The following is a 23,617-nucleotide window of genomic DNA, read 5'->3' as shown; positions in this document are numbered from 1 at the left end:
CATAGAATGATACAGCGGGTTTAGGTCTTAATCCCTTTTGGCAGGGCGTGTCTGTGAAGACTATAGTGCCCCGTTGATGGTCTGATTTAACTTAGGTCTTAATCCCTTTTGGCAGGGCGTGTCTGTGAAGACATCAGAAAAAGGAGTAATCGTATGACTGATTTCGTCTTAATCCCTTTTGGCAGGGCGTGTCTGTGAAGACCCTTTTAAAAGCGCAATACACTATGATATACTCGTCTTAATCCCTTTTGGCAGGGCGTGTCTGTGAAGACAGGAGACGATTTTAACCGTTTGATTTCATAGGGTCAAAAATTATGTAAAACGGTTGTTTTAAACAATGAGCAATTTGCTGAATACAGCAGTATTCATGCCAATCTTAATTTTTAAAGAGCCAGCACAGCCCGATAAAGCTGTATTCTATTTATAGATCAATATGTTCCGGTAATAACATTAAACCTTTACATTCGAGGGGTCGTTTGCCGCCTGAAATTCTCAGTTTACTGACTGTTTTTATCTGATAATGCTCCGCCAGACGTTGCCCGAGAGCGTCTTTCAACTGGTCATTGGTTTCCCGCAATAACCGATCCCAGAGATGTTTCAGTTTTTTACATAAGTTGGCGGCATCAGCATCTCCGGCAATTAAAATGCCGTTATCCGAGGTATTTTTAAGTAAGGAGGCAGGGGTTGAGACATCCGGCATTCTGCTGAGATAATCATCCACCGTTTCGATAACACTTTCAGCATTATCCCCTGCCTGAGCACGCTGTGCTGGCGGTAACAATGAGTTTGCCCATTGTTGCAGCCATTGCTGAATATTCGCCATACTCATACCTTCGAGTGGCGGCTCCATGCCCTCTTCCGGATAGGCAACTGTGTCATGAGCGATAAAGCTATAAAACGCAAAGCAATCTGGCTTCATCACAACGGGCCGTTCATTACAAATTACCGTCAGATGATCATAATTCAACTTAATGGAAGCTGTATTCTGATTGAGTTGCAATGCCTGGTTAACCCGTTCAATGGTCTCGGTATAGCTCAGGTCCTGGCGCCGCATAAGGTCGGTCGGCATTTCCTCACGCATTAATACCAGAGGAATTTCAGCCAGGGTAACCTGAGCCCGGGATAAATCGTAATGGCGATTTTTATTTCTATCGGTACGCATCACCGTCGCCGGTGTTGGATAATAAAAATCCGGCACTTCTTCATAAGGGGCACTCACCAGAACATGCGTCAAACAATCCTGAGGACGGCCAAAAAGACTCATTGCATAGCCCAGAGAAAACCCCATGGTCTTACGCCCCCCGGCTAATGACGCGTGGACGGCTAACTGACCGTCGTTGCAAAAGGTTCTGACAATGCCGGTAATGAAGTCACCCAATATTGCCTGCTCTCTTTCCGAGCGCACATCTTCCAACAATTTGCCGTCATCACCTGCGGGCACCAGCACATCATCTACAGAAAACGGAATAAGCGGCAGTCCATAATCTTGGCAGAATTTCTGTAAATGGCCATCTGGCCCCATCAGCGTATTACAAAGACGATCTTTACCATCGCTGGTGGTGATCACCTTGATAGCCGTCGGCATTTTCTGCGGTGTTTTACAATAAATACCATAAAGGGTTTCTGTAATGATCTGTGGGGTCATGCCGGAAACAGCTAATAACAGATGCTGCATGTTGTTCCTTATAACTTCTTAATGCCAAAAGGCTGGAGTTTTGCCCCCAGTTGTTCCATTACGTCAGCGGTCAGTTCAACCCCACGCAAAGATTCCGGTAAAGCGATGCTCAGATGGAAAAATTTCGCTCCGACGTCACATACCTCTGCTGCCAATTGCAGCGGCAAAACACCTATTACAGTGTCGCCAGGTTGCACCTGTTCCAGTGACAGATGCGGGATCACTTTATCAATATAAACACCCTGTCGCGCGCACCATTCAACAGCACCAGGGTGACGACATACCAAGTACACCATGCCGTGTATTTACTCCCATTAACTAGGTTCGGACATCCCTGTCCGGATGGTCAACTGACCATCGTTTTCCAATTATTAAACATCCTTTCAATCGCAGCCTCGGTACAGGGCGCTTCCACATATTCAATGTTGCTGCTTTCCAGTCTTTGGCGTACCGAGTCGGTCAGTTCCTGTGCCGAAATCAAGGTAGAGGACGCAAACTGGCCGCCAAGCTTACGACCAAGGTTTTCCAGCTTATGAACAATGCCCTGATTTTTCTGCGATTCTTGCGCATTCCAGTTAATCGCTTTACATTCCACCACTAGCAACCGATTGTTGTGCAATACCAAAACGTCCAGCTCATTGCTGACCTCTGAACTCAAATTGTATCCTGCAAGGTCTTGTCGCCATTGGCCCGTAACCCCTAACGCGACATAACGAAATCCCACTTTCTGTGCTATCAGGTAGGTAGCTTCTTCCAACCAGCCACCGGAGAGATATACACACGCTTCTTCAGAAGTGAAACACAACTGCTTTTCGCCATCCCATTGCACCAGTCCGGCGTCCTGAACGCGGCCAATCAAATCTGCCCAAGGTCCTTTAGGCGTAGTATTTAAAAGCTGGGTATCTGCCAGCAGAAAATTTTGTCGGGCCTGATGAGCGGCATATTGCAATATTCCCATTAGAGGTTTGCAGCTTTCGGCAAACTGCCGCAGCAGATACAGGGTCAGTGCTTTGCGATGTCGCACGTGAGTGTCGTTATCGCTATCAGAAGCAGATTCGAGCTCAAAGCCATTGGCTAACAAACTGTCGTCTAATGTCAGGACATCGGTAAAAGGCAATGCAAAATCGGTATCCTGATTTAATAACGGGATCTCTTTATGTTCTGTGTCCGTATACAGCACCAACGCTTTGGGCCCAGTACCGTCATCAGCATGCTGCTGATTGAATTGATTAAATGCATTGGTAAATGCCAGCGACATCGGTTTAGTCCCACAGGTCGCATTTAATATCCAACGAATATCCGTGTCGTTGTAACGCGCCTGCAAATCATCCAACAATGAATGGGCCAAGCTCTGCAAACTCATCAATCTGGTGCTACTGTCGCCCTGGTAATCACCTAAGACGTCTATGCCGTTACGTTGATAAATCTTTCTCAGCAAATCTGCCTTTTGTTGAAAGCGCACATCCCCGAGTACTAACACCACGCCTATGCAGTTGTTGTCCTGCAATGTAGGAATGAGATTCGGAATTAACTGTTCGGATACCAGATTGATATAGATGGTTTTCATAGTGCCTCGACAACAGCGTTAATTGATAGCGACAATATATGCTGATTTTGAACGCAGAGAATGCGGACAAATTTGTCGCCGTTATTATTTAAGACAGGGACAGTTGATATTGCCCCATACCAAATGCAGCGTTTTTACCGACATGTAACCACTGTCCCAGATACAGCATTGGCCACCATGCATGTAATTCGGAAAATGACACTATCCATTCTCCCAGGACACCACCAAGGATCATCTCTTGCTCCTGACGACTGGAGTAACGCACCCAGTCTTGCCAGCGTAATAGTGGTTGATTTATTTTCATCGCAGAGGGTAGCGCTGGAGTCGCCAAGTCCCACTGCCAGCCAAACTGTTTATTCAACAGTCGGATCCGCCGTTCTATAGCCTGGAGCAACGCGGCCAAATCCATTGATTGAGCGTTCATTTTGTGGCCTTCCTGGCGAATACGAGTCGGCGTAACAAAGTTAAGACTGCAGGTATCCGCAGCAGGAATGGCAGGAATTTGTAGTTCAGCTGAGTGAGAAACTAAAGCAGCTTTCGGCTGGTATACCCGGACACTTTGGTGTTGATCCAGCAACCAGTCTACAGATAGCAAGCGTCCCTGTCCCTCAGGTATGCGTAATCCCCGAGCCAGCAATTGCTCCCAGACAAACACTATCAGAGCTAATTGGTGTCTGGCTTCTCCTAACAGTACCATTTGAAAGTGAAACGCATCTCCAGCTTTAAGCTCTCGGGTACCCAACGGTAAGGGTTCAAGAATATAAGCAGGTGGCGTTTGTTCTGGTTTGATACTGGTATTCACTGCCGGCAAAGGATCAAAAATAACGCTGTATGGGCATGTTTGCCGTAATGGGCAGCCGGTACAATCCGACTGGCGAGTCATACAGCTGGTTTTACGCAAGACATGACCAAATGCCCCACGCAGTGCCGAACCACTAAAAAAGGGCAATTGTATTGCAGAGGTGACAACACAGTTAAAACGGTAGCGAGCAATAGGCAGTGCAGTCATCCCTAACCTTCTAGTTGTTTAACCAATTCCTTGGCTTTCTTATTTTTCTTCAAATCAATCCCCAGATGCGTCACCAAAGCTTTCGCTAATTGTAATAACTGCTGACGTTCAGCCGCAGGCCAGACATCGCAAATCTGAATTAGTCCTCGCAAATCCCCCCATAATTTTTCTGAAGGTCCTTTTCCTTTGCTTTCGCCTTTTTCCATCCGCTCTTGTAGTCCGAACATCTGTTGTTGGTTGTCAGACATCGCGGCAAGTTTCTCCGCTTTAGCCGCCTGTTCAGCGGCATACGCCTGTTCACGTTCCAGCCGTTGCTGCTGCTCCAACTGGTATTGCTCACGATTGTGTTGCTGACTGGCAGCGACTTCTGCCAACTTTTGCAGTTGTGCATCCTGGTCATACAAAGTTGCGGCGAACATTTTAACGGCCGCAGGCGTCAGCCCTTGCTCCACCAGCAATACCCAACCAAACGGTTCACTCCCACTGACATTTTTTTCACCAGATACAACCAGGCGCTGTTCATGAGGTAAAGATTTAATCTGATTTGGAGCACCTTTTTGTCCAAGGATCTTGATCTTACGATGATCATTTAATGTCTTAGAGACCGCGCCGCTATAACGCCCCAACCGCAGCAACATCGCCTGGCCTTGCGCCATTAACTGCTGGAGCTGATGGTCATGCAATAACTGAGACAAGGCACTAGCATAAGACTCGGCGTAATAGCCTGTCTGTGCATTTCGAGCCAGTTCTTCCTGCAGAATTGGCAAGTAAAAGCGATTGACAAGAGTGGCTAGTTGCGTCAAATCCTCTACAGGGGGTTTAACATCTTGGTTAAACCATAAGCGCCAGTCCATTTCAAAGGCATCCACTTGTCCGGCCGCAACGGCCTCGACCATGCCAACCCGCGCACTTTTGGATTTTTTGGCATCTATCCAATCATGGCTACTAAATAAAACGATCTTTTTGTGGACTTGCGCATTCACCGCGCGAGCATCAGCAATTCTTAGTGTTTTGAACGGATCTTTATCAACCTTTTCAAATTCAGTAACTTGCTGCAGGATTTTTAATGGGCGGCTCTCATTCTTTAGTGCAAATTGCGGCTTCGAATGAACTTTCCAGTCCAGCCAGGCCGTACGAATCGCGCCTTTCAGTGCCGTGCCTGGCAATACTGGGCTGCCGGAAAATGGCTCGCTGGCCGTTTTTGGCAGTAACATCTGATTAAAATCTTTATCGGTACCAGCCTTACGCTTACTGTAAAACTGCTCTACACCCTCACCAATGGCAACCAAATGGCTTGCGTGCAGTTTAAGTACTTCTCGATTAGTGTGCAGTAAGGCGTGAATTGACTTTAACCCAGCGACCCCTTTATCTGCATAATCAGAAATTTGTGCCAGCTGAATTGGTGATAATGCATCGAATAACGCAGACTCACCGAAACAGTACATTACACCATCGTCGATAAGATAACTGGTAAATTCGTAATCCAGACCAGTACCGAGATGCACCGGAGACAACGTGCTGAGCATCCATGGTTGATGAGAGAAAAAACTCATAATGCCTCCTTGACCGTCACCGGCCACACCGGCGCATATCCCTGATGTACAGTTTCCGGCATCACATCGGAAATACCGCGAATGCCATGTCCGGCAATATAACGGGGCTGAGACACTGGCGCAGTCAGCAATGCTCCTGTTTGTGCCAGCAAAATTGGCTTTTTAAATGGGTTACCGCTGTGGACCGCAGTATTACCGTGACGACCAAAGCGGACGGTAGTCTGGTAATAAGATTTGTCGGCAACGAAATCATCAGGGCTTAGTGAAACCGGGGCCAAAGCCAGCCAACAATCGGATACACTGGGTTCTGGCAAAGAATTAATCGCCAATACCGAAAATTTGCCCAAACCGCTGCTGGCATCGCGACCATAGCCGGCCAAACCAACATCTTCCAACACCTGCTGACACTCAGCAGGACTCAACCGTGCTTCGTCTATTACCAACAACAGTTGCCAATGAATATCGGGGTGATACCAGATCCGTTGCTGCTGATAAGGTGCAAAGCCAGCGCCTTTACCGGTGGTATTAGTCAAACGATTCAAACTGTTGTGCTGATGCATCGTATGCCCGACCAGCGCTATTTGTGCATTTAGTTGTCTGGTGTTAAGCAATTCATTGTCGGTCATCAAACCATCAGTCAGCCATTGGTTCAGTGGCAAACTGGCTTTCTCGACAGGCATCCAGCGTTTGGCTTTCAACGTTTTACGCAATGCCACATCTGACGTTGACTCATTGCTTAATAGGAACTGAGGCATTGTCGGTCTCGGCAAAACGCCATCAGGGATCATGTCACTCACAACCAAAAATGGATGGTCATCGGTATAACCTGCTAGCAGCGACTCCAGGCGTTCGTTTCCGAAACGCATTCTAATCGCCCAGCAAAGATGTCCGAACAGTGTGTCACCAACCACAGGTGTCGCAAATGCACTTTCTGTCCGAAGCTGACATTGAAGCAATTTCATAATTGTACCTGTGCAAAAGGCTCAACCTGTTGATAACGCTCACTGATATCTTCACCATCCAGGCAAATGTTCTTTAACACAACTTTGCCATAACCACGAGATCCACTGCCGCCAAGACCATCAAGTTCCAATAACTTGAGTCCTTGCAGCAACAATGTCAGTAGCGCATCACTGTCAACGGACAGTTTCTTCAGCGTGATGGTCAGTTGGAATGGGCTTCCGGCCGGAACCCTTTCAATACTTCGAGGATTGTCTGCAACTCCTGAAATACGGTTAATGCAGTTTTCCATTTTTTCTTCGGTCAGGAGCTCAATGTTATCGCGTCGTAACTGACGCCATTCTGAGCATAAGTTGGCATCCCAGAAGCTGACACGAGTTGGACCTAATTCATTCACAAACGCTTCATTGGCATCACCGGATACCCCAAATAATCTGGCAATCGCCCAGGCACTGGCATGCTGTTCAGTCCCTTCCCGAACCTCATGCAAATATCTGGCGCTCACAGGATTACCTTTGTTTCCGCCGACCAGGCCAAAGCGCCATTCCAGCAGTGAGCGGATCTTACCTTTCAACGAAGAGCCTGGCAGATAAGGTTCATCCGTATGAGGGTGCTTAATTACCGGACTATCAATGCCGCCTATGTGCATCTCGCTGTTACTGCTGCCAATATGGATCCCTGTTACCGCCTCAAGTGTTGCGTCAATGCGGTAAATCTTTTCCAGTTTCAATTCAGACATGATGGCTTCCTTTTCTCGGCAACTTTATTTCTTAGGGTTATGCATTTTTGAAAAGCCCAATACGGCTTCAAAGAACAGTTTGGCGCGATCCAGTTCTTGCTTACTGCTCATGGGATCAATCATCTTTTTAAACACGTCATAAAAAAAGTCATCCACATGTTTACGCCCTTTGGCATACGCCACTTTGGCTTTCATCATCTTTATACGAGGCAAAATGGTCTGAAACTGCTCATCGGAGCAATCTCTGGTACGTTGGTGCCACAGCGTCAATTCGTCGAAAAATCGCCGCAACTGTGTGGGTTTATTGGCATCTTTATATTCCCGTGGAGTTCCCTCATTCGGGATCAATGCCTTAGCAACTGCTTCAGCGGTCTGGTTGTACAGCTCGATGTCTTCTTTGGGGCCGGAAAACACCAGCTTACTTAATAATTCCTGGTTACTCATACGCATTCCTTATTTGCGATAGGTATAGATAAATGTGGTAAGAGCTATCCGATAGTTGTCCCGATGACGGTTAATTTCGCCACCAATTAACTGCATCAATTCGTCTCTGATGGCTTTATCCTTTTCAGTCTTAAAGGTTCTGAACGTCCTATACCCAAGACGTGAACGCCAGATATTGGCTTTGGGATCATCCAGTGCTTTGGCGCTTAAATCCGATAATTGCAGTACGTCATACCAATAAGCTGTACTTAATTGCCGACGTCCGTAACGCTCCCTCAGATCACGCAGTGAAGATGCAGCCTGAAGTAACTCTGCAAACTGTTTCCAACCGACGACTTTACCAAAACAAGCCACGGCATTTTTCTCACCGGCCCCGTAGCTTTTTGCATCAGACAGCAGTTCTTCAGCTTGAGAACCAAGGTAACTAATGGGTGTACCAGGTTTGCTCACAAACATCCCGGCCGAAAAATGTATAAGGGAATTACCCGCGACATAACGATGAAATTCTTGGCGCATGGAGTTAGCAAGAAGCAGTTGACTGCGCCAGGCCCCCATGAGTAAGAAATCATCACCACCAGCGAAAATGGTATAAGTATTTGGATACTTACTCATGCAAAGCCACGGCAAATAAACTGCAAAAAAGTTGTTCATTTGACGGGAAAGCCCTGCCATGCGGGCAAAAGAGGCACTGGCTAATTCATCCTGAAAAATGGCCCCCAGATTATCCACATCCCCCTTCAAGGTCGCTAAAGCTTCAATTCCAAGGTAATTCGCGCTATCAGCATCTTGCCACTTATCTTCACATGCTAGGTGGTTAAGCGTTTTAATCCGATCTGCGGCAACATCAGCGTCATCATCTGCCAGCGACTTGCCATAGCGCTGTTCATTAAAACCGTTACGGCTGATCTCGTTTTCTTTAAACCGGGCAACGTAAGCGTTGATATTCCGCCGCGAAAAGCCATTAAACAGCACCGCTGCCTCGTTTTGTGGTAAGGAAATATCAAAACATCGGCGTAATTCACCACTCTGCGCAGGTGGAGCAAATTGATTTAACTGCCCTCGTTCTGAAAAACTGACCCAATACCCCAACATCGGTAAAGTCAATGAATGCACGCCAGGTAAACGTTGTTTTGACAACAACAAAGTATCGGTTTGTGTCAGCAGCCGGCCGATTTCAATTTGATCCGCAGACAAAGGTGCCACACCATTTTCCGCTGCAGGTAAGCGATTGTTGTAACGGCATACCTTATATGGCGCGGCCCATGCCAATATAGCCTCCTGCTTATTGGACAATAGCCCAAATCGGTGGAATTTTTGGACTTCCAACTGACGGAATAAAGCGTTAAGCAACGCCTTAAACGGTCGGTCATTAGCAGTCTTACTGATGAACTGGCTAGGTGCGGCGGCTAACGCGGCTAATCCGATACTCGCCTGGCCATAGGTTTGCGACATGAACCAATGATTGATCTCATTGCGGGCTTGATTAAGCTTCTCAATCGTTGCCGGTGTATTCGGTGCCACTATCAGAAATTTTCCCGCGGCATTAATCACCTGACTGGTGCAGGGTAATTGCAGAGCATCCAGCACTTTCAGTGCAGCGATTTCTGTCAATAACGACACATAGAACGAACGCCCCCGCAATAGTTTTGAGGCTTTCTTCTGGGTTTCGGCGCCACCAGCAAAAATGAATTCCTGAATGCCGAAGAAATCCCCCTGAATTAACAGCAGTTTCTGCTCTCCCCAACCATGTTCGCCAGCACGTTGTTTCAGATGAGTGGCAACTAATGATTGGTCATGGCCAAGTTCCTCATGATAACGCCATAGGGCAACCGCTAAGGCCGCAGTGGTTTTTGAATGGTCATACAAAGAAACATCCGGGATCACTTTACCCGCAGTTGCCGACGGAATGGCATGGGTAAAGGTTTGCCAAAGTGTATCAAAATGGTCCAGCCATAAAGGCCACTGACGGCGATGACTGGATGGGATCTGTTCCAATTGGCCACAGAACTGTTGCCAGAGTTGGTGGTATTGTGCCACTGCGGCAGACTTATCAGAGGGTTCGGCTTGCTGTCTGTCTACCGGAAAGAGACTGTTGACTGACAGTGGTGCCAGTGGGTATCGATGCTGATAGTCGGCTTCTTTTAAATGAGCAGCATTACGCTGCAACACCTCAAACAATGGGTGCAAACGCGTCTGAATATAGTTGGGACGGTCTTCGGCAGCGTTATATTGCTCAAAATCTTCACGTTCAAAACCCGATGCCAGACGATCAGCTGTTGCAATGATCCACTGCAAATAGGTTTCAGGCTTATGATGATTCGCCGCAGCATTAATCAGCGAGTCATCTACATCCGTTGTTCTCCAAGCACCAAACGGGCTGACATCATTTCCAATGGTCTCTGGGAAAAATTTTTCCAATTGCTCAAAGGCTAAAGAGGTGTAAGCCGCATGAATATGCGAATATCGATTATCCCATCGAGGGCAGTGCAACTGTTTGGCTATTTCCAATTTTTCAGCAGCGACAGCCAACTTAGCGCGTTCGGCAAATTTACCAATATCATGCAAATAAGCAGTAAACGCCACACGGCAACTACTGTCCATTAAATCCGTCACCATAGCTCTCCTTGAGTGGTCAACGCGTATTCAGCACCAAGGTCTTAAGCGCACTTAACACCGGTTTTCTAGGAAACTCATTTTGTTCAAATATGAAAGAAAGCGGGTTAGCCTGAAAAGGATAATAAGGGAGAAAACCTGAGCCGAGGTTCGGGACAAATTTGTAGACCTGAAACTATCAAGCATTCCTTCGCTCTTCATATCAACTCTGAAATATTGTGGAAGAGATAATTCCCATGTGAAACGACTGAGATGATACCCCCCCTTCGCACATGATGCTTTTTATTTCATTATCAAATAAAACTCATTAAGACAATTTTGATAAACAATAATGTGAGTCTACTAACATGTTTCATTTGGGTTATAGAACTAATTTAGTCGTTTAGCAAAATACTTAGTCATCATCCAGATGATCTGTCAGCAGCAATATCAGCGTCACGATAATGACCAGCAATAACACACCGGACAGCAGAAACAGCAACTTGTAATACCCTCTGCTCAACGATTACCAATAATTGCTTTAGCGAATACTGATGGAACATCTATTCAGAATAATTCCGGTTGGATCTGTAATGTATTATCAGTGCAGTAACGAAACACTTTTTCCAGCGTTTTCAACCCAATGCCTTGAATATTAGCGAGTTGATTTATCTGACAAACTTCGCCATTGCTGACCGCGGCCATTAAGCGTTCCAGACGATGTTTTTGGATCTCGGTAGCTTCAGCCAACTCGGGCAAAGAGATCTGCTGCAAACGTTGGCGAAACTGACTAAACAGATCATCCTCGGCATCAGCGCGATAGCGATAAATTTCAACTGGAATATGTGCCGCTATAGGGGTGAGATAGTCAGCCATTAACGCTATGACCCTCTTCTCCGGTAGCCCGCCTTTATCAGTGCCAAGCAACGGAAAGGCAATACCGGTAATAGCGAGCTTTTGCCAGCTTTCAGCAAATTTACGCAGCCCTTGTTCCAGATATTTGACCTCCGAGGGCTGACGCCACTGCAATTTAGTCGGAAAGTTCAGTAACCAACGATCATGCCCCTTATACAGCGACAATTTTCCAGGTTTGAAAGTGCCTTCGGCACAAAAAGTCTGATAACGATCATACATCTGGGGATACCGTAAGCGGCATTCCAGCGCCAAGCCTGCGCCCATCACCCCTTCACAGTTCACTGCATTGACCAGCGTCTGCATCCGGGAATTAAAGATATTTCCTTCAATAATCTCTAACATTTACGGTTCTCCCGGCTCACACAAAAAAGTCATACGGACGGCACTCTACCGGCAGCGATTGCTGTGCCAGCAGTTGGTGCTGTAACACCATATTGTTAACCTGCAGCTCCACCACAGCATCAGCGGGGATGCCCCCCCAGTATAAGAGTTCCGCGGCCCTTAACCGTCGGCCATCCCAGACATCATGCCAGCTATCGGCCAGTAACACCGACCAGTCTGGTTTATCAAACTGCGGCCCTTGCCAGAACTGAGTATGATTGGCCGCGGCGTTGCCATCCGCTGTGACGCAACGGCTGGCGTCTAACTGATGCACATCAATTTTCAGCCAGACTAACTGCGATATGCGGCGATCATTTCGCGCCAACCGATACATCATGGGGTTGCGCTTAACAAAAAATGTGGGCGTAAATCCGTGCAGATCATTCCCCCAAAGTCGCTTAGTGCTGCGACAGGCTTGAACCTCAGCATCCGAAATATCCTGATACTGCACTTTCAGTTGCATCAGCTGCAAATGGCTCAGCAAACCACGCTGCATAATACCGCACAGATTATCTCTATGTGTCAGATGCCACACCCAGTTCACCTGGGATTGCGGCATCGTCACCGATACGGGCGCATGACGTTGAGGTGTAAGCTGTTCCAACATGTTCTGACCTCATTGATTAACATGAGGCCAGTCTACCGGGCAATCTTCCGCGTATTTTTCCAACAAATTTGTCGAAACGCAGACAACGACTCATCCCTTTGAGCAGGGCATGTCTGTGAAGACTGATGAAGGTGATACTCGCACTATCGTGTTTGCGTCTTAATCCCTTTTGGCAGGGCGAGTCTGTGAAGACGCAGCAGAGCAGTACGAGCGGATTTATTGGGATGGGTCTTAATCCCTTTTGGCAGGGCGAGTCTGTGAAGACGGAACCAAGTACCAGACCCTTTCATATCTTCTTGTCTTAATCCCTTTTGGCCGGGCGAGTCTGTGAAGACCTGGATGATTTAGAGATACGCGGCGTACCATCAGTCTTAATCCCTTTTGGCAGGGCGAGTCTGTGAAGACGCAGCAGAGCAGTACGAGCGGATTTATTGGGATGGGTCTTAATCCCTTTTGGCAGGGCGAGTCTGTGAAGACCGTGAAATGCACTTGGACGAAGGTGAGGCGATTCGTCTTAATCCCTTTTGGCAGGGCGAGTCTGTGAAGACATTCAGTCAGAACAATCCCCATCTGTTGGGTGGGGTCTTAATCCCTTTTGGCAGGGCGAGTCTGTGAAGACCAGCGTACTGGATATCCTCTCGTACGATGATGAGGTCTTAATCCCTTTTGGCAGGGCGAGTCTGTGAAGACCTAGACCCATACGTTGGTAAGACGATTGGTAGAGTCTTAATCCCTTTTGGCAGGGCGAGTCTGTGAAGACGCGTCAGTAACACCGCATTCAGCAGCATTGCTAGGTCTTAATCCCTTTTGGCAGGGCGAGTCTGTGAAGACCACATTCCGCTGGTGATCTTGGTCCGATCTACGGGGTCTTAATCCCTTTTGGCAGGGCGAGTCTGTGAAGACTAAAGGGATGCGAAGGTTTGAAATGAAAGCTATGTCTTAATCCCTTTTGGCAGGGCGAGTCTGTGAAGACTTACCATCAACTACATCCATACTTACTAAGAATTGTCTTAATCCCTTTTGGCAGGGCGAGTCTGTGAAGACAGAAGTCTTTTTGATCCGACCCAGGTTACTTGGGTCTTAATCCCTTTTGGCAGGGCGAGTCTGTGAAGACCAAAAAGTACAACAGAACGTCAGAGCGCGGTATCGTCTTAATCCCTTTTGGCAGGGCGAGTCTGTGAAGACAGCAAATTGGCGCAGCGCTTGAGTCACTCTACAAGTCTTAATCCCTTTTGGCAGGGCGAGTCTGTGAAGACAGCGGGCGACTCTAGTACCACCTCAGTCAAGTTCAGTCTTAATCCCTTTTGGCAGGGCGAGTCTGTGAAGACCTTTGGCAATTACGCTTAAATCTAAGCGAAAAGTCTTAATCCCTTTTGGCAGGGCGAGTCTGTGAAGACTTCGCTCAATCGTCAGGTCGCTCGTGGCAGCTTCGTCTTAATCCCTTTTGGCAGGGCGAGTCTGTGAAGACTGAACAAGTCGTCAAAAACCATTTAAAAGATGGGTCTTAATCCCTTTTGGCAGGGCGAGTCTGTGAAGACTTTAATGCTAAGTCGGTTAGCAAAAATGGCAGGTGTCTTAATCCCTTTTGGCAGGGCGAGTCTGTGAAGACTGTTACCGATGCAGTTTGTGACCCGGTTGAGAATGTCTTAATCCCTTTTGGCAGGGCGAGTCTGTGAAGACGGATAGTGCTTGGGATAAGGTTCAAGTAAGGCCCGTCTTAATCCCTTTTGGCAGGGCGAGTCTGTGAAGACCGTAGTCGAATGGATTGTTGCTGATGAACCATTCGTCTTAATCCCTTTTGGCAGGGCGAGTCTGTGAAGACCCAGAATTGTATTTTACCTTCAAAGACAATCAACGTCTTAATCCCTTTTGGCAGGGCGAGTCTGTGAAGACATCAGTAGAAAAACCTTCTTCATTTTCACCTGTAGTCTTAATCCCTTTTGGCAGGGCGAGTCTGTGAAGACACAGCCAAGCGTTGGGATCGCAAGAAGATTTTCTGTCTTAATCCCTTTTGGCAGGGCGAGTCTGTGAAGACGAAAATTGGACGCATCAATAAGAGGTGAAGGGTGGTCTTAATCCCTTTTGGCAGGGCGAGTCTGTGAAGACTGAATAACAAACAAGTTTTAATAGATACTGTTGGTCTTAATCCCTTTTGGCAGGGCGAGTCTGTGAAGACCATAGTCTGAATTAAATAAGTTTCGTCAACCATGTCTTAATCCCTTTTGGCAGGGCGAGTCTGTGAAGACAGGAACAAATTCTAATACACTGATTTTTAAAGAGCAAAACAAACGGTAAACGTACGTTTCAAACATTACAAAAAATTCAACAAACAGCATTTAACGTGCCAATGGCTTAAACTTAATTGATAAAGCCTTGTAATCGCTCATCATCTGGCAGAATGATTATGTCAGAAGATGGATGCCAGTGAAAACTCCCTGGTGGTGTGTCAAAAGGCAGACACAGTAAGGCATCTTCTGCCGGTTCTAATAGTTCTGCTAATTCACCACAAAGGGCACGCCGTTGAACCGGCGTCAATGCAGCTACAAATACAGATTTCTGTAGCGGCCATGCAAAACTGCCGATACAACGATGTATTTTTCGCCAGCGTTTAGGACTGCTGATATCGTAACTCAATAACCACAAGGGTTTATTCACCATGACTGATTTCCCGTTCAAGGATCCGGCGACATAGCTTAACTAAACGCCGTAAATGTGCTCGGCGATGCCGCTGCCATCTATACCATGCAGGATAAAAAATGTCCGCAGTCAAGCGATTGTTGAAATCAGCCTGATGGCCGGAAGTCTATATGGGGTGCGGGTTTGGCTCTACTTCGGGCCGCCTTGCGGGGCTGTGGCGTTGTGGGCTGGGAGCCACATAGGAGCTTCGCGGTAGAAAGCCCGAGCGTGCTGCATCGGGGGCGGTTGCCTGCAGGCGGTAGCCGCGTTTGGTCTTCATAGCCCAATCGGTCGCCGTCCTCCAGAATGAAGAACGCGCAGCCTTGGGCTGCGCGTTTGAGGGATGGCCGCCAGCGGAAACCGGCATCATCAGCTTGGCTTCGGCGGCGCGGCCTTGCCCGCGCCTCCCTTCCTGAATCCCCGATCTCCGACCATGAAGGCTTCTAGCATGTGCGGAATTAGCACCGTGGCATCGACCGCCTCGCCGTAGGTCTGCGCGTGCAGCGTAGCGTAGCGGTCGAGGTCGGCTTTCAGGCTGGCCGGGCAAGCAAAAGTCAGCTTCGTGGATTCCGTTTTCGGCAGCGGCCCGAGCCGTAGCTTGCGCGTCGTCATCGCGAAGTCCCCCTGTTGAAGAAAAGTGGCTGGTACGGCCGCAGCACCAGATCGCGGTTGACGATGATGCGAACCGGCAAGCCGGGGCGCTCCGTCAAGGTGGGCTGGATGTTGAGGTTGCGCCGGGTCATCTCCTGACCGACCTGATTGATGCTGTCCTGGGCGCTATCGCGGCCGGCGATGATGACGCGATCACCGTCCTGCCGGTTCTCCGGCGCAGCCAGTTCGGCACCGATGCCCAGTAGCGTCGTCAGTGCCGCACCGGCAAAGACGCGATCCCAATGCCAATCCACATCATCTTCCAAGCCGGCGTAGCCGGCCGGATCGGTGCCGGCCAAGTTGTCGAGCTTGAGCGAAGACGTGTCGGGCAGGATGATCCGGTTCCACACCACTTGCACGCGGCTCTGCCCGTAGCTGACCTGGCTGTTGTATTTGCCCAGGATGCGTGACCCCTGCGGGATCAGCAGGAACTTGCCGGTAGCCGTGTCATAGACCGGCTCCGTCACTGTGGCGATCACATCGCCCGGCAAGTCCGACTTGATGCCCGTCACCAGCGCCCCGGCGACCACCGTTCCGGCCATGACCTGATACGGCGACGCCGGCAGCGTCAGGTTGCCGGAATCACGGGCTTCCGTGGTTCCGGCTTTCTGGAATGCCTCTTTCTGGTCTTGCCGGTTCTGCACGGCGGTCGGGTCGGCGGGCTGGGCCGCCGTCGACGCAGGCCCGGCCGCCAGCGGGTCGAAGGCCGCATTGGCGGTGAAGCCCGGCGCAGCGGCTACCTGTGTCTGCGCCACCGGCGCGGCCTTCTGCGAACCAGAGCGGAAGAACACCGCCGATGCCGCTGCTGCTTCGGCTTCCTTGCGCAACGCGTCGTTGGGGTCGTTGCCGGGGGCCGCGTAGGCGGCCGTCACCGGCTGCTGCGACTTCACAATGGCCGGGCCAAGATCGCCTGGCAGCGGCGGCCCCAACTCCGGCACGGATGCCGCCAAGGGGGGCGGCAGCTTCGAGTAGTCCGCCGGCAGCGCGTCCAACCCTTCGGACTTCGAGACGCGATCGACGTTGTAAAGCTCGGTCTGCTCGCCTGCACCGCGCCGCTGCGGTTGCAGCGACCACATCAGCGCGCCGAGCACAGCGACCGAGAGACCGCCGACGAGGATGGCCAGCGTGCGCCGGTTCAGGCGCGTGACCGGGCGCGGTTGGGCGCGCAGCGCAACTGCCTCGGGTGCCACCTTGCCCGCATGCGGCGTGGCGAGGTCGGGAGTGTCGTCCTGGCTCATGGTCAGTTCCTCCGCGCCAAGCCATCCGTGCGTTCGATACGCACCACGTCACCCTTGTCGCCGCCCAGGCGCAGTTCGGCCGCGCCGAACAGCCGATCCACGATGTAGTAAGGCGAGCGAAAACGGTAATTCACCAGTTGTCCGTCGCCCTGCGCGCCGATGACGAACAGCGGTGGCAGCTCGCCTTGGGCGATTCCCGGCGGGAACTGGATATAGACCTTCTCGCCATCGTCGAAGGCGCGCAGCGGCTTCCACGGCGGATTGCTGCCTGAGACGGAATATCGGAAGCGGATCTTCTCCAGCGACAGTCCGGTATCGACCGGTGCGGCGGCGCTAGCCGCCTGCGACTGGCGCTGCAAGGCCAACATCCGGTCTTTTGGGTAGTCCCAGGACACCGACGCCATCCATGCCTTTTCCGTCGAGGTCAGTTCCAGCAGGTATGTTCTGCGACTGGTGGTGATGACCAAATTCGTCTTGAGGCCTGAGCGGATGGGCTTGACCAGCACATTGATGCGCATCGCGTCGCCGCTGCCGCTGGACGTGTCACCGACGATCCAGCGCACGGTATCGCCGGCTGCGACCGTCACTAGTTCCTCGCCCGGCTGCAAGGAAACCACGGTCACGCGTCCCGGCGCGGCATAGACTTGGTAGAGCGCACCATCGGTGAAGGGCCACACCTGAATCGCATTGACGTAGCCCTCGCGCGTGGGCGCGATGCGCGCCTCGGCATTGGCACGGGAAACGCGCACCTTCTCATCGGCCGGCTCCGGCTTAGCCGGGGCCGCGTCCAACTCGTGCAGCGGCTTCAACTGCGCTGGCAGCGCCAGCGGCTCGGGCATGGCGACGACTTCCACTGGAGCAGGCGGCTCCGGCAGCGGCTGTGCCTGCACCGGCTCATCGAGCGAAATGGACGGAGGCGGCTTGCCCTGCGAAGCGCAGCCCGACAGGGCCACCACGGTCAGCGCGAAAGCGTATAAGCGGAAAGACAGGTTCATGGCTTGGCTCCTTCAGAAGAATCCAGTTCGCGGCTCCACGACAGGCCGTTGACGTAGATACCCAGCGGGTTCTTGCGCAGGCGCTGTTCGGTGCGCGGGGTTTGCAGGACGGTGGAAAGCACCGCGTTCCATCGCTCGGTCCCGGCGGGGGCACCGTTGATGAACCGTTGCTCCGTCCAACGGACGTTGAACGAGGCATCGCTGGCGCGTACCACGCTGGTGATCTGCACCGTCACCGACTCGCGGCCAACACGGGCGAAAGGATCGTTCTTGCTGGCGTAGTCGTTGAGCACCGCCGCGCCTTTGTCGGTGGTGTAGTCGTAGGCGTCCAGCCAGTTTTGCCGCACCACGATGGGATCGATAGACAGCGAGCGCACCAGCGTCACGAAGCGCGCCAGGTGGTGCGCGATCTGCGCATCGGCGGGCCGGTACGGCGTGGCGGCTTCGCCGACGGCGCGCACCTGCCCCGACTGATCGACCTCGATGACGTAAGGGGTGACGATGGACTGCGCCGAGCGCCACACCAGGCCACCGGCCATCAGCAGCGCAAGCGTGAGGCAGCCGAAGGCCATAAAACGCCAGTTCTTGGCCTGGACGCGGGCCGAGCCGATGCGCTCGTCCCACACCTGCGCGGCGGATTGGTACGGGGTGGCAGGCTGCGGCGTGTCGGCATAGCGCACCTGCGGGCGTTTGAATCGCATAGGGTTCTCCTTGGTGGTCAGGTATCGGGTCACGCATCGGGGCGCAGGCTTGGGCCTTGCCCTGAGCCGCCGCCGTCGCCACTGCGCAGCGTGTGGGCTGCGGTGGTTGCGGCATGGGTGATCTGCTGGCGGCGGTGCATCCGCTTTGCCCAGGCGGGTTGCTCTTGCTTCGGCGCGCTGGCTGCGCCTTCGCCTGCGGCGGCCTGGCCGGAACCGGCAGCGCCGACATCCGCACCGTTCCATCCTGCCCGGAAGGAGTCGGCCACCTTCTGACCGGCAGCGGAAGCGCCCGATGCAGCTCGGCGGCCTGCCGCTTGCGCGCCGGTCTTGGCGACATTGCCGAGGCCCGCAGCCGCGCCTTTAGCCCCGCCGCCCGCAGCGGCGGAACCGGCCTGGAATGCGGACTTGGCGCTGCTGGCCGCCGACGTGGCGGCGCGTGCGCCGCTCCCGGCCAGCTTTGCGGCGGCCGGGGCCATGCGTGCGCCCGCCATGACGGCACCGCCCACGCCGGTCGCGGCGGCACCGATGGCAACACCCGTGCCTACCGCGCCGACGGCAGCGCCCGCCATCGCACCCGCGCCGAGCTGCGGCGCACCGGACACAAGGCCCGTGGCGATGCCGGGGCCGAAGATGCCCAGCGCCAGCAAGGCAAGCGAAGCCAGCATCACGACAAGCGCATGGTCGATGGAAGGCTCGTCGGGATGAACCTGGAACTCCGCGAACAGGCCCGAGCCGATGCCGACGATTACCGCCAGCACCAAGACCTTGATGCCTGACGAAACCACATTGCCGAGCACCTTTTCCGCGAGGAACGAGGTTTTGTTCCAGAGCGCAAACGGGATCAAGACGAAGCCGGCAAGCGTGGTCAGCTTGAACTCGATCAACGTGATGAAAAGCTGAACCGCGAGCACGAAGAAACAGAGGATCACCACCAGCCAAGCGATGAACAGCACCACGATGGGGTCGAGGTTCACGAACACTTCGGGGAAGCCGGCCATGTCACCGATCTGGTCGAGGATCGGCGCAGCGGCGTCGATGCCGGTCTTGGCAAGCCGACCCGGCTGCAAGAAGTTCTCCATCGTTATGGCCGAGCCAGTGGCGGTGATGCCTAGCCCGGCGAACGAGCGGAACACGATGCTCGACAGCCAATTGAAGTTACCGATGATGTAGGCGAAGGCACCGACGTAAAGCACCTTGCGCAGCAGCTTGGCGATCACGTCCTCGCCCTGGCCGGTCGCATGGCTCATGGCCCAATACAGACCGGCAATGGTCATGTCGATGACAATGAGAGTGGCCGTCAGGAACGCGACTTCGCCTTGCAGCAGACCGAAACCGGAGTCGATGTAGCGCGAGAAGGTATCGAGGAATCTGTCGATGATCGTTACGTCGTTCATGGCGTGTCCTCCGCAGCGGCGAGCGACGCATCACCTTCCGGCGCGTCGTCGGTTGGCGTGTCGAAACTCGCCGGAATCGGCGGCAGTTCTGCCAGCGTCCGGTATTCGTCCGGCCCAGTCTGGCCGGTGAAGAAGCGCCGCCGGAAGGCTTCGGCAGCGGCGCGACAGGTGTCTTCGCCTGCGGTTTGCCGGTCGGCTGCGCATTGGGCGCGCAGCGCCTTGAGCCGCACGGGATCGGCGGCCAAGGTGGCGGTCAGGTCTTCAGCCGGCTGCTGGCCGCATGCGGTCAGCAGCACGGCCAGCAGGACAGGAACGCATCGCATGGCCGCCTCCCGTCAGTTGTTGTAGAAGTTGACGGACTGCGGTGTGTACGGCGTGCCGGTGCCCAGGAAGCGCCGCCGCACTTCGCGGGCGCGCTCGGTGGCCGCTGCCTGCCGCGCCAGCTCCAGCGAGGCCGCCCTGTCTTGTGTGATCTGGAGCTGCTGGGCCTGGATGGACTGCTTGGCCTGCAAGGCGAGAAGCTGGTTCGTTGCCTGCATCGCTTGCAGCGCACCCGTGGCCGATTGGCTTTGGCTCACGAGGTCGGCCAGCGCGCTTTCGTCTTGCGTCAGGTTCTGCGACACCTGCGCCTGCATCCGCATCGCGGTGTGCAGGCCGTCGAGCGTGTTCTTCCAGCGTTCGCGTGCGTCCTGTGCCATGCGGTCGCCGCTGATGGTGGCGGCGTACTGCTCCGGGTACAGGCGCGAGAACGTGGCATCCATGCTCTGCACGTCGTAGGCCAGCCCTTGCGCCTCGGCAATCAGGCGTTCAGTCGTGGCGAGCGTCGAGCGCAGCCGGTTGACGATGTTGAAGTCGAGATTCGCCAGGTTGCGCGCCTGGTTCATCAACATCTGCGCTTCGTTCTGGAGCTGGTTGATCTGGTTGTTGATCTGCTCCAGCGTGCGGATGGCAGTCAGCGTGTTCTGCACCAAGTTGACGGGATCAACGAAAGTGAGCGCCGCCGCTGGCTGAGCGAGCATCAGCGAGCCGGCCAGCGCGGCGGCGAGCGAAACGGAAAGTACACGGGTCTTCATGGCGAAATCTCCAGGGGTTGAGTAGCGAGGAAAGAAGCCGCCGACGGCGAGGACGGCAGCAGGTCGGCGGCCCAATCGAGGCCGCGATGGCGTAGCCACGCACCGGCGAAGCCGGGAGCGCCGGCCTGCGTCAGCACTCGGTCAATGTCGCGTTGGTCTTGCGGTGTGGATGCGCCCGAGAAGGCGAGCGCGGCTGGCCCCAGGTCGAGGTCGAACAGACGATTGCCCAGGCGCGATTGGTAGTAGTAGTCGCGCTTGGGCTGCGCGGTGGCGACGATTTCGATTTGCCGACTGTTGAGGCCAAAGCCCTCGTAGACCGTGCGAATCTGCGGCTCGGTCGCCTGCGGGTTGGGCAAGAAAATCCGGCTCGCGCAGCTTTCGATGATCGCGGGCGCGATGGTCGAATCCTTGATGTCGGCAAGCGACTGCGTGGCGAAGATCACCGACACGTTTTTCTTGCGCAGAGTTTTCAACCATTGCCGGATGCGTGCCGCGAAGGACGGTTCATCAAGGAATAGCCAGGCTTCATCGAGAATCAGCAGCGTGGGAGCACCGTCGAAACGTGCATCGAAGCGGGCGAACAAGTAGCGCAGCACCGCTTGCACGGCGGCGGGGCTGTGCATTAGCTCTTCCATCTCAAAGCCCTGCACGTCGCCGCTGCCGAGCCGGTCGCGGTCGGCATCCAGTAGCTTGCCGTGCGCGCCGCCCAGCACATACGGCGACAATGCCTGCCGCAGCGCGTTCGATTGCAGCAGCACCGAAAGCCCGGTCATCGTGCGCTGCTCCACCGGCGCACCAGCGAGGCTGCCGAGCGCCGACCAAATGGCGGCTTTCTCGTCGGGGCCGACGGTCACGCCTTCATGCAGCAGGCGGCCTTCGATCCACTCGGCGGCCCAGGTGCGATAGCCTTCGCTGTCGATACGGGCCAAGGGCTGAAAGGCAATGGCGCCGTCCGCGCCGAGGTCGTAGTGTTCGCCGCCCAGGCCCAGCACCGTCGCCCGCATGGATCGCCCCATGTCGAAGGCGAAGATGCGCGAGCCGCCATAGCGGCGGAACTGCAAGGCGAGCATCGCCAGCAGGACAGATTTTCCCATGCCCGTCGGCCCCGCGACCAGCGTATGCCCCACGTCGCCGATGTGCGTCACCAGCCGGAACGGCGTCGCGCCATCCGTGCGCGTGACGATCAGCGGCGGGCCGTCGAGATGGGCGTTTTTCTCCGGCCCAGCCCACACGGCGGACACCGGCATCATGTGCGCCAGATTCAGCGTCGAGACGATGGGCTGGCGCACGTTGGCATAGGCATTGCCTGGTATGGACGACAGCCACGCATCGACTGCATTTAAGGTTTCGGGGATGGTGACGAAGCCACGTCCTTGGATGACACGTTCCACCATGCGCAGCTTTTCGTCGGCTACGGCAGGGTCGTCATCGAACACCGTCACCGTGGCGGTGAGGTAGCCGAAGGCGACTTGATCGCTGCCAAGCTCTTGCAAGGCGGCATCCGCGTCGGCCGCCTTGTTGCTGGCATCCGTGTCCACCAGCGGCGATTCCTGCTGGAAGATGGTTTCGCGCAGTAGCGCAATGACATTCTTCCGTTTCGCAAACCACTGGCGACGCAGGCGGCCCAGCTCCTTTTCCGCCTCGGCTTTATCGAGGCAGAGAAACCGGGTACTCCAGCGATAGGCAAAGCCCAGGCGATTGAGGTCGTCCAGCAGGCCCGGCCAGGTCGAGGTCGGAAAGCCCCGCACCGACACCACGCGCAGATGCTGGTCACCCAGCATGGGCGCAAGGCCGCCGACTAGGGCGGAATCGGCCAGCAGTGCGTCGAGGTGGAAAGGCACCTCGGGCACGGCCAGCCGGTAGCGCCGCGTGGACACCGTGGCGTGAAGATAAGTCAGCGTCGCGGCATCGTCCAACCAGACGATTTCTGGCATCACGCCATCGAGCAGGTCGAAAACCCGATCCGTTTCTGCCAGGAAGGCGTCAAGCCGACCGCGCCAGTCCACACCATCGCCCGGCGCGTGCTCGTAGAGCAGCTTGGCTGCACGAGCGCGGGATTCCTCCGGCGGCAGATAGGCTAGCGTCAGGTGATAGCTGCTTTCGTAGTGGTTCCCCGATTCCTCAAAGGCAGCGCGGCGTTCTTCGTCCACCAGCCAGGACAGCGGTTCGGGAAAGTCGGAATGCGGATAGTCCGCGGCCGACTGGCGCTCGGCTTCCACGAACAGCGCCCAGCCCGAACCCAGCCGGCGCAACGCGTTGTTTAGCCGTGCCGTCGTGGCGATCAATTCGCCCTGCGTGGCGCTGTCCAGATCAGGCCCGCGAAAGCGCGCCGTGCGCTGAAACGAGCCATCCTTGTTCAGCACCACGCCCGGCGCGATCAGCCCAGCCCAGGGAAGCCAGTCGGCCAGCAAGGCGGGCCGCTGGCGGTATTCGGCAAGGTTAAGCAT

20 protein-coding genes and 2 CRISPR repeat arrays (1 of these 22 cut by a window edge) are annotated in these 23,617 nt (G+C 53.7%); all 20 genes read right to left on the bottom strand.

Translation table 11 applies throughout. The features are described from left to right. A CRISPR array of direct repeats spans positions 1–272; the repeat unit is 37 nt; unit sequence GTCTTAATCCCTTTTGGCAGGGCGTGTCTGTGAAGAC (it extends 893 nt beyond the left edge of the window). A gap of 149 nt (positions 273–421) precedes the next feature. Next, entirely contained in the window at positions 422–1,675 is a 1,254-nt protein-coding gene (csm6, locus tag J3L11_RS04075) for a CRISPR-associated ring nuclease Csm6 (RefSeq protein WP_207570192.1), read from the bottom strand. Between the two features lie 8 nt (positions 1,676–1,683). After that, on the bottom strand, positions 1,684–1,971 hold the full coding sequence (gene csx16 / locus J3L11_RS04070) for a CRISPR-associated protein Csx16 (protein WP_207570191.1): 288 nt from the start codon (positions 1,969–1,971) through the stop codon (positions 1,684–1,686). A gap of 50 nt (positions 1,972–2,021) precedes the next feature. Further along, positions 2,022–3,242: a DUF1887 family CARF protein gene (locus J3L11_RS04065; RefSeq protein ID WP_207570189.1), complete on the bottom strand. Its 1,221-nt coding sequence runs from the start codon at positions 3,240–3,242 to the stop codon at positions 2,022–2,024. Between the two features lie 88 nt (positions 3,243–3,330). Continuing rightward, positions 3,331–4,251, bottom strand: a complete 921-nt coding sequence (cas6, locus tag J3L11_RS04060; RefSeq protein WP_207570187.1) for a CRISPR system precrRNA processing endoribonuclease RAMP protein Cas6 — start codon at positions 4,249–4,251, stop codon at positions 3,331–3,333. Positions 4,252–4,253: 2 nt separating this feature from the next. Then, the gene (locus J3L11_RS04055) at positions 4,254–5,804 is read right to left on the bottom strand and encodes an RAMP superfamily CRISPR-associated protein (RefSeq protein WP_207570185.1); all 1,551 of its coding nucleotides are present in this window, start codon (positions 5,802–5,804) and stop codon (positions 4,254–4,256) included. Beyond that, entirely contained in the window at positions 5,801–6,766 is a 966-nt protein-coding gene (locus J3L11_RS04050; RefSeq protein WP_207570183.1) for a hypothetical protein, read from the bottom strand. The genes J3L11_RS04055 and J3L11_RS04050 overlap by 4 nt, the downstream gene beginning before the upstream one ends. Further along, complete coding sequence (gene csm3, locus J3L11_RS04045) at positions 6,763–7,503, bottom strand: type III-A CRISPR-associated RAMP protein Csm3 (RefSeq protein ID WP_207570181.1); 741 nt, start codon at positions 7,501–7,503, stop codon at positions 6,763–6,765. The genes J3L11_RS04050 and csm3 overlap by 4 nt, the downstream gene beginning before the upstream one ends. Positions 7,504–7,527: 24 nt before the next feature. Further along, entirely contained in the window at positions 7,528–7,947 is a 420-nt protein-coding gene (gene csm2 / locus J3L11_RS04040; protein WP_207570179.1) for a type III-A CRISPR-associated protein Csm2, read from the bottom strand. A 9-nt stretch (positions 7,948–7,956) separates the two neighbouring features. Then, positions 7,957–10,563 (bottom strand): type III-A CRISPR-associated protein Cas10/Csm1, encoded by a 2,607-nt coding sequence (cas10, locus tag J3L11_RS04035; RefSeq protein ID WP_207570177.1) that lies wholly within the window; start codon positions 10,561–10,563, stop codon positions 7,957–7,959. Positions 10,564–11,106: 543 nt separating this feature from the next. After that, entirely contained in the window at positions 11,107–11,796 is a 690-nt protein-coding gene (locus J3L11_RS04030) for a macro domain-containing protein (RefSeq protein WP_207570175.1), read from the bottom strand. 16 nt (positions 11,797–11,812) lie between these two features. Then, positions 11,813–12,442 carry a DUF4433 domain-containing protein gene (locus J3L11_RS04025; protein WP_207570172.1) on the bottom strand — a complete coding sequence of 210 codons (630 nt, stop codon included), beginning with the start codon at positions 12,440–12,442 and terminating at the stop codon, positions 11,813–11,815. Positions 12,443–12,528: 86 nt separating this feature from the next. Beyond that, positions 12,529–14,688: direct repeats of the CRISPR family, unit length 37 nt; unit sequence GTCTTAATCCCTTTTGGCAGGGCGAGTCTGTGAAGAC. 112 nt (positions 14,689–14,800) lie between these two features. Beyond that, on the bottom strand, positions 14,801–15,100 hold the full coding sequence (cas2, locus tag J3L11_RS04020; RefSeq protein WP_207570170.1) for a CRISPR-associated endonuclease Cas2: 300 nt from the start codon (positions 15,098–15,100) through the stop codon (positions 14,801–14,803). 387 nt (positions 15,101–15,487) lie between these two features. Then, positions 15,488–15,730 carry a DUF2274 domain-containing protein gene (locus J3L11_RS04015; RefSeq protein ID WP_004883121.1) on the bottom strand — a complete coding sequence of 81 codons (243 nt, stop codon included), beginning with the start codon at positions 15,728–15,730 and terminating at the stop codon, positions 15,488–15,490. Next, positions 15,727–17,007: a TrbI/VirB10 family protein gene (locus J3L11_RS04010; RefSeq protein WP_004883119.1), complete on the bottom strand. Its 1,281-nt coding sequence runs from the start codon at positions 17,005–17,007 to the stop codon at positions 15,727–15,729. Before J3L11_RS04010 ends, J3L11_RS04015 begins: the two co-directional genes overlap by 4 nt. Positions 17,008–17,009: 2 nt before the next feature. Further along, positions 17,010–18,002: a P-type conjugative transfer protein TrbG gene (gene trbG, locus J3L11_RS04005; RefSeq protein ID WP_004883112.1), complete on the bottom strand. Its 993-nt coding sequence runs from the start codon at positions 18,000–18,002 to the stop codon at positions 17,010–17,012. Then, positions 17,999–18,703 (bottom strand): conjugal transfer protein TrbF, encoded by a 705-nt coding sequence (gene trbF / locus J3L11_RS04000; protein ID WP_004883108.1) that lies wholly within the window; start codon positions 18,701–18,703, stop codon positions 17,999–18,001. Before trbF ends, trbG begins: the two co-directional genes overlap by 4 nt. A gap of 29 nt (positions 18,704–18,732) precedes the next feature. Then, positions 18,733–20,097 (bottom strand): P-type conjugative transfer protein TrbL, encoded by a 1,365-nt coding sequence (gene trbL / locus J3L11_RS03995; RefSeq protein WP_004883106.1) that lies wholly within the window; start codon positions 20,095–20,097, stop codon positions 18,733–18,735. Further along, on the bottom strand, positions 20,094–20,420 hold the full coding sequence (locus J3L11_RS03990; protein WP_004883103.1) for a hypothetical protein: 327 nt from the start codon (positions 20,418–20,420) through the stop codon (positions 20,094–20,096). The genes trbL and J3L11_RS03990 overlap by 4 nt, the downstream gene beginning before the upstream one ends. 12 nt (positions 20,421–20,432) lie before the next feature. Further along, the gene (gene trbJ, locus J3L11_RS03985; protein ID WP_004883101.1) at positions 20,433–21,170 is read right to left on the bottom strand and encodes a P-type conjugative transfer protein TrbJ; all 738 of its coding nucleotides are present in this window, start codon (positions 21,168–21,170) and stop codon (positions 20,433–20,435) included. Beyond that, the gene (gene trbE / locus J3L11_RS03980; RefSeq protein ID WP_004883099.1) at positions 21,167–23,617 is read right to left on the bottom strand and encodes a conjugal transfer protein TrbE; all 2,451 of its coding nucleotides are present in this window, start codon (positions 23,615–23,617) and stop codon (positions 21,167–21,169) included. The genes trbJ and trbE overlap by 4 nt, the downstream gene beginning before the upstream one ends.

The organism is Shewanella sp. 4t3-1-2LB, assembly GCF_017368415.1.
Taxonomy (GTDB): Bacteria; Pseudomonadota; Gammaproteobacteria; order Enterobacterales; family Shewanellaceae; genus Shewanella; species Shewanella fodinae.
This window is presented reverse-complemented; position numbering and strand designations above follow the sequence as displayed.

Coding starts and splice junctions, on each gene's coding strand:
- trbJ (WP_004883101.1), bottom strand. CDS start 21,170: ATGAAGACCCGTGTACTTTCCGTTTCGCTCGCCGCCGCGCTGGCCGGC.
- J3L11_RS04065 (WP_207570189.1), bottom strand. CDS start 3,242: ATGAAAACCATCTATATCAATCTGGTATCCGAACAGTTAATTCCGAAT.
- J3L11_RS04025 (WP_207570172.1), bottom strand. CDS start 12,442: ATGTTGGAACAGCTTACACCTCAACGTCATGCGCCCGTATCGGTGACG.
- cas2 (WP_207570170.1), bottom strand. CDS start 15,100: ATGGTGAATAAACCCTTGTGGTTATTGAGTTACGATATCAGCAGTCCT.
- trbL (WP_004883106.1), bottom strand. CDS start 20,097: ATGAACGACGTAACGATCATCGACAGATTCCTCGATACCTTCTCGCGC.
- J3L11_RS04015 (WP_004883121.1), bottom strand. CDS start 15,730: ATGACGACGCGCAAGCTACGGCTCGGGCCGCTGCCGAAAACGGAATCC.
- trbE (WP_004883099.1), bottom strand. CDS start 23,617: ATGCTTAACCTTGCCGAATACCGCCAGCGGCCCGCCTTGCTGGCCGAC.
- csx16 (WP_207570191.1), bottom strand. CDS start 1,971: ATGGTGTACTTGGTATGTCGTCACCCTGGTGCTGTTGAATGGTGCGCG.
- J3L11_RS04010 (WP_004883119.1), bottom strand. CDS start 17,007: ATGAGCCAGGACGACACTCCCGACCTCGCCACGCCGCATGCGGGCAAG.
- csm3 (WP_207570181.1), bottom strand. CDS start 7,503: ATGTCTGAATTGAAACTGGAAAAGATTTACCGCATTGACGCAACACTT.
- csm6 (WP_207570192.1), bottom strand. CDS start 1,675: ATGCAGCATCTGTTATTAGCTGTTTCCGGCATGACCCCACAGATCATT.
- cas10 (WP_207570177.1), bottom strand. CDS start 10,563: ATGGTGACGGATTTAATGGACAGTAGTTGCCGTGTGGCGTTTACTGCT.
- J3L11_RS03990 (WP_004883103.1), bottom strand. CDS start 20,420: ATGCGATGCGTTCCTGTCCTGCTGGCCGTGCTGCTGACCGCATGCGGC.
- J3L11_RS04050 (WP_207570183.1), bottom strand. CDS start 6,766: ATGAAATTGCTTCAATGTCAGCTTCGGACAGAAAGTGCATTTGCGACA.
- trbG (WP_004883112.1), bottom strand. CDS start 18,002: ATGAACCTGTCTTTCCGCTTATACGCTTTCGCGCTGACCGTGGTGGCC.
- cas6 (WP_207570187.1), bottom strand. CDS start 4,251: ATGACTGCACTGCCTATTGCTCGCTACCGTTTTAACTGTGTTGTCACC.
- trbF (WP_004883108.1), bottom strand. CDS start 18,703: ATGCGATTCAAACGCCCGCAGGTGCGCTATGCCGACACGCCGCAGCCT.
- J3L11_RS04030 (WP_207570175.1), bottom strand. CDS start 11,796: ATGTTAGAGATTATTGAAGGAAATATCTTTAATTCCCGGATGCAGACG.
- csm2 (WP_207570179.1), bottom strand. CDS start 7,947: ATGAGTAACCAGGAATTATTAAGTAAGCTGGTGTTTTCCGGCCCCAAA.
- J3L11_RS04055 (WP_207570185.1), bottom strand. CDS start 5,804: ATGAGTTTTTTCTCTCATCAACCATGGATGCTCAGCACGTTGTCTCCG.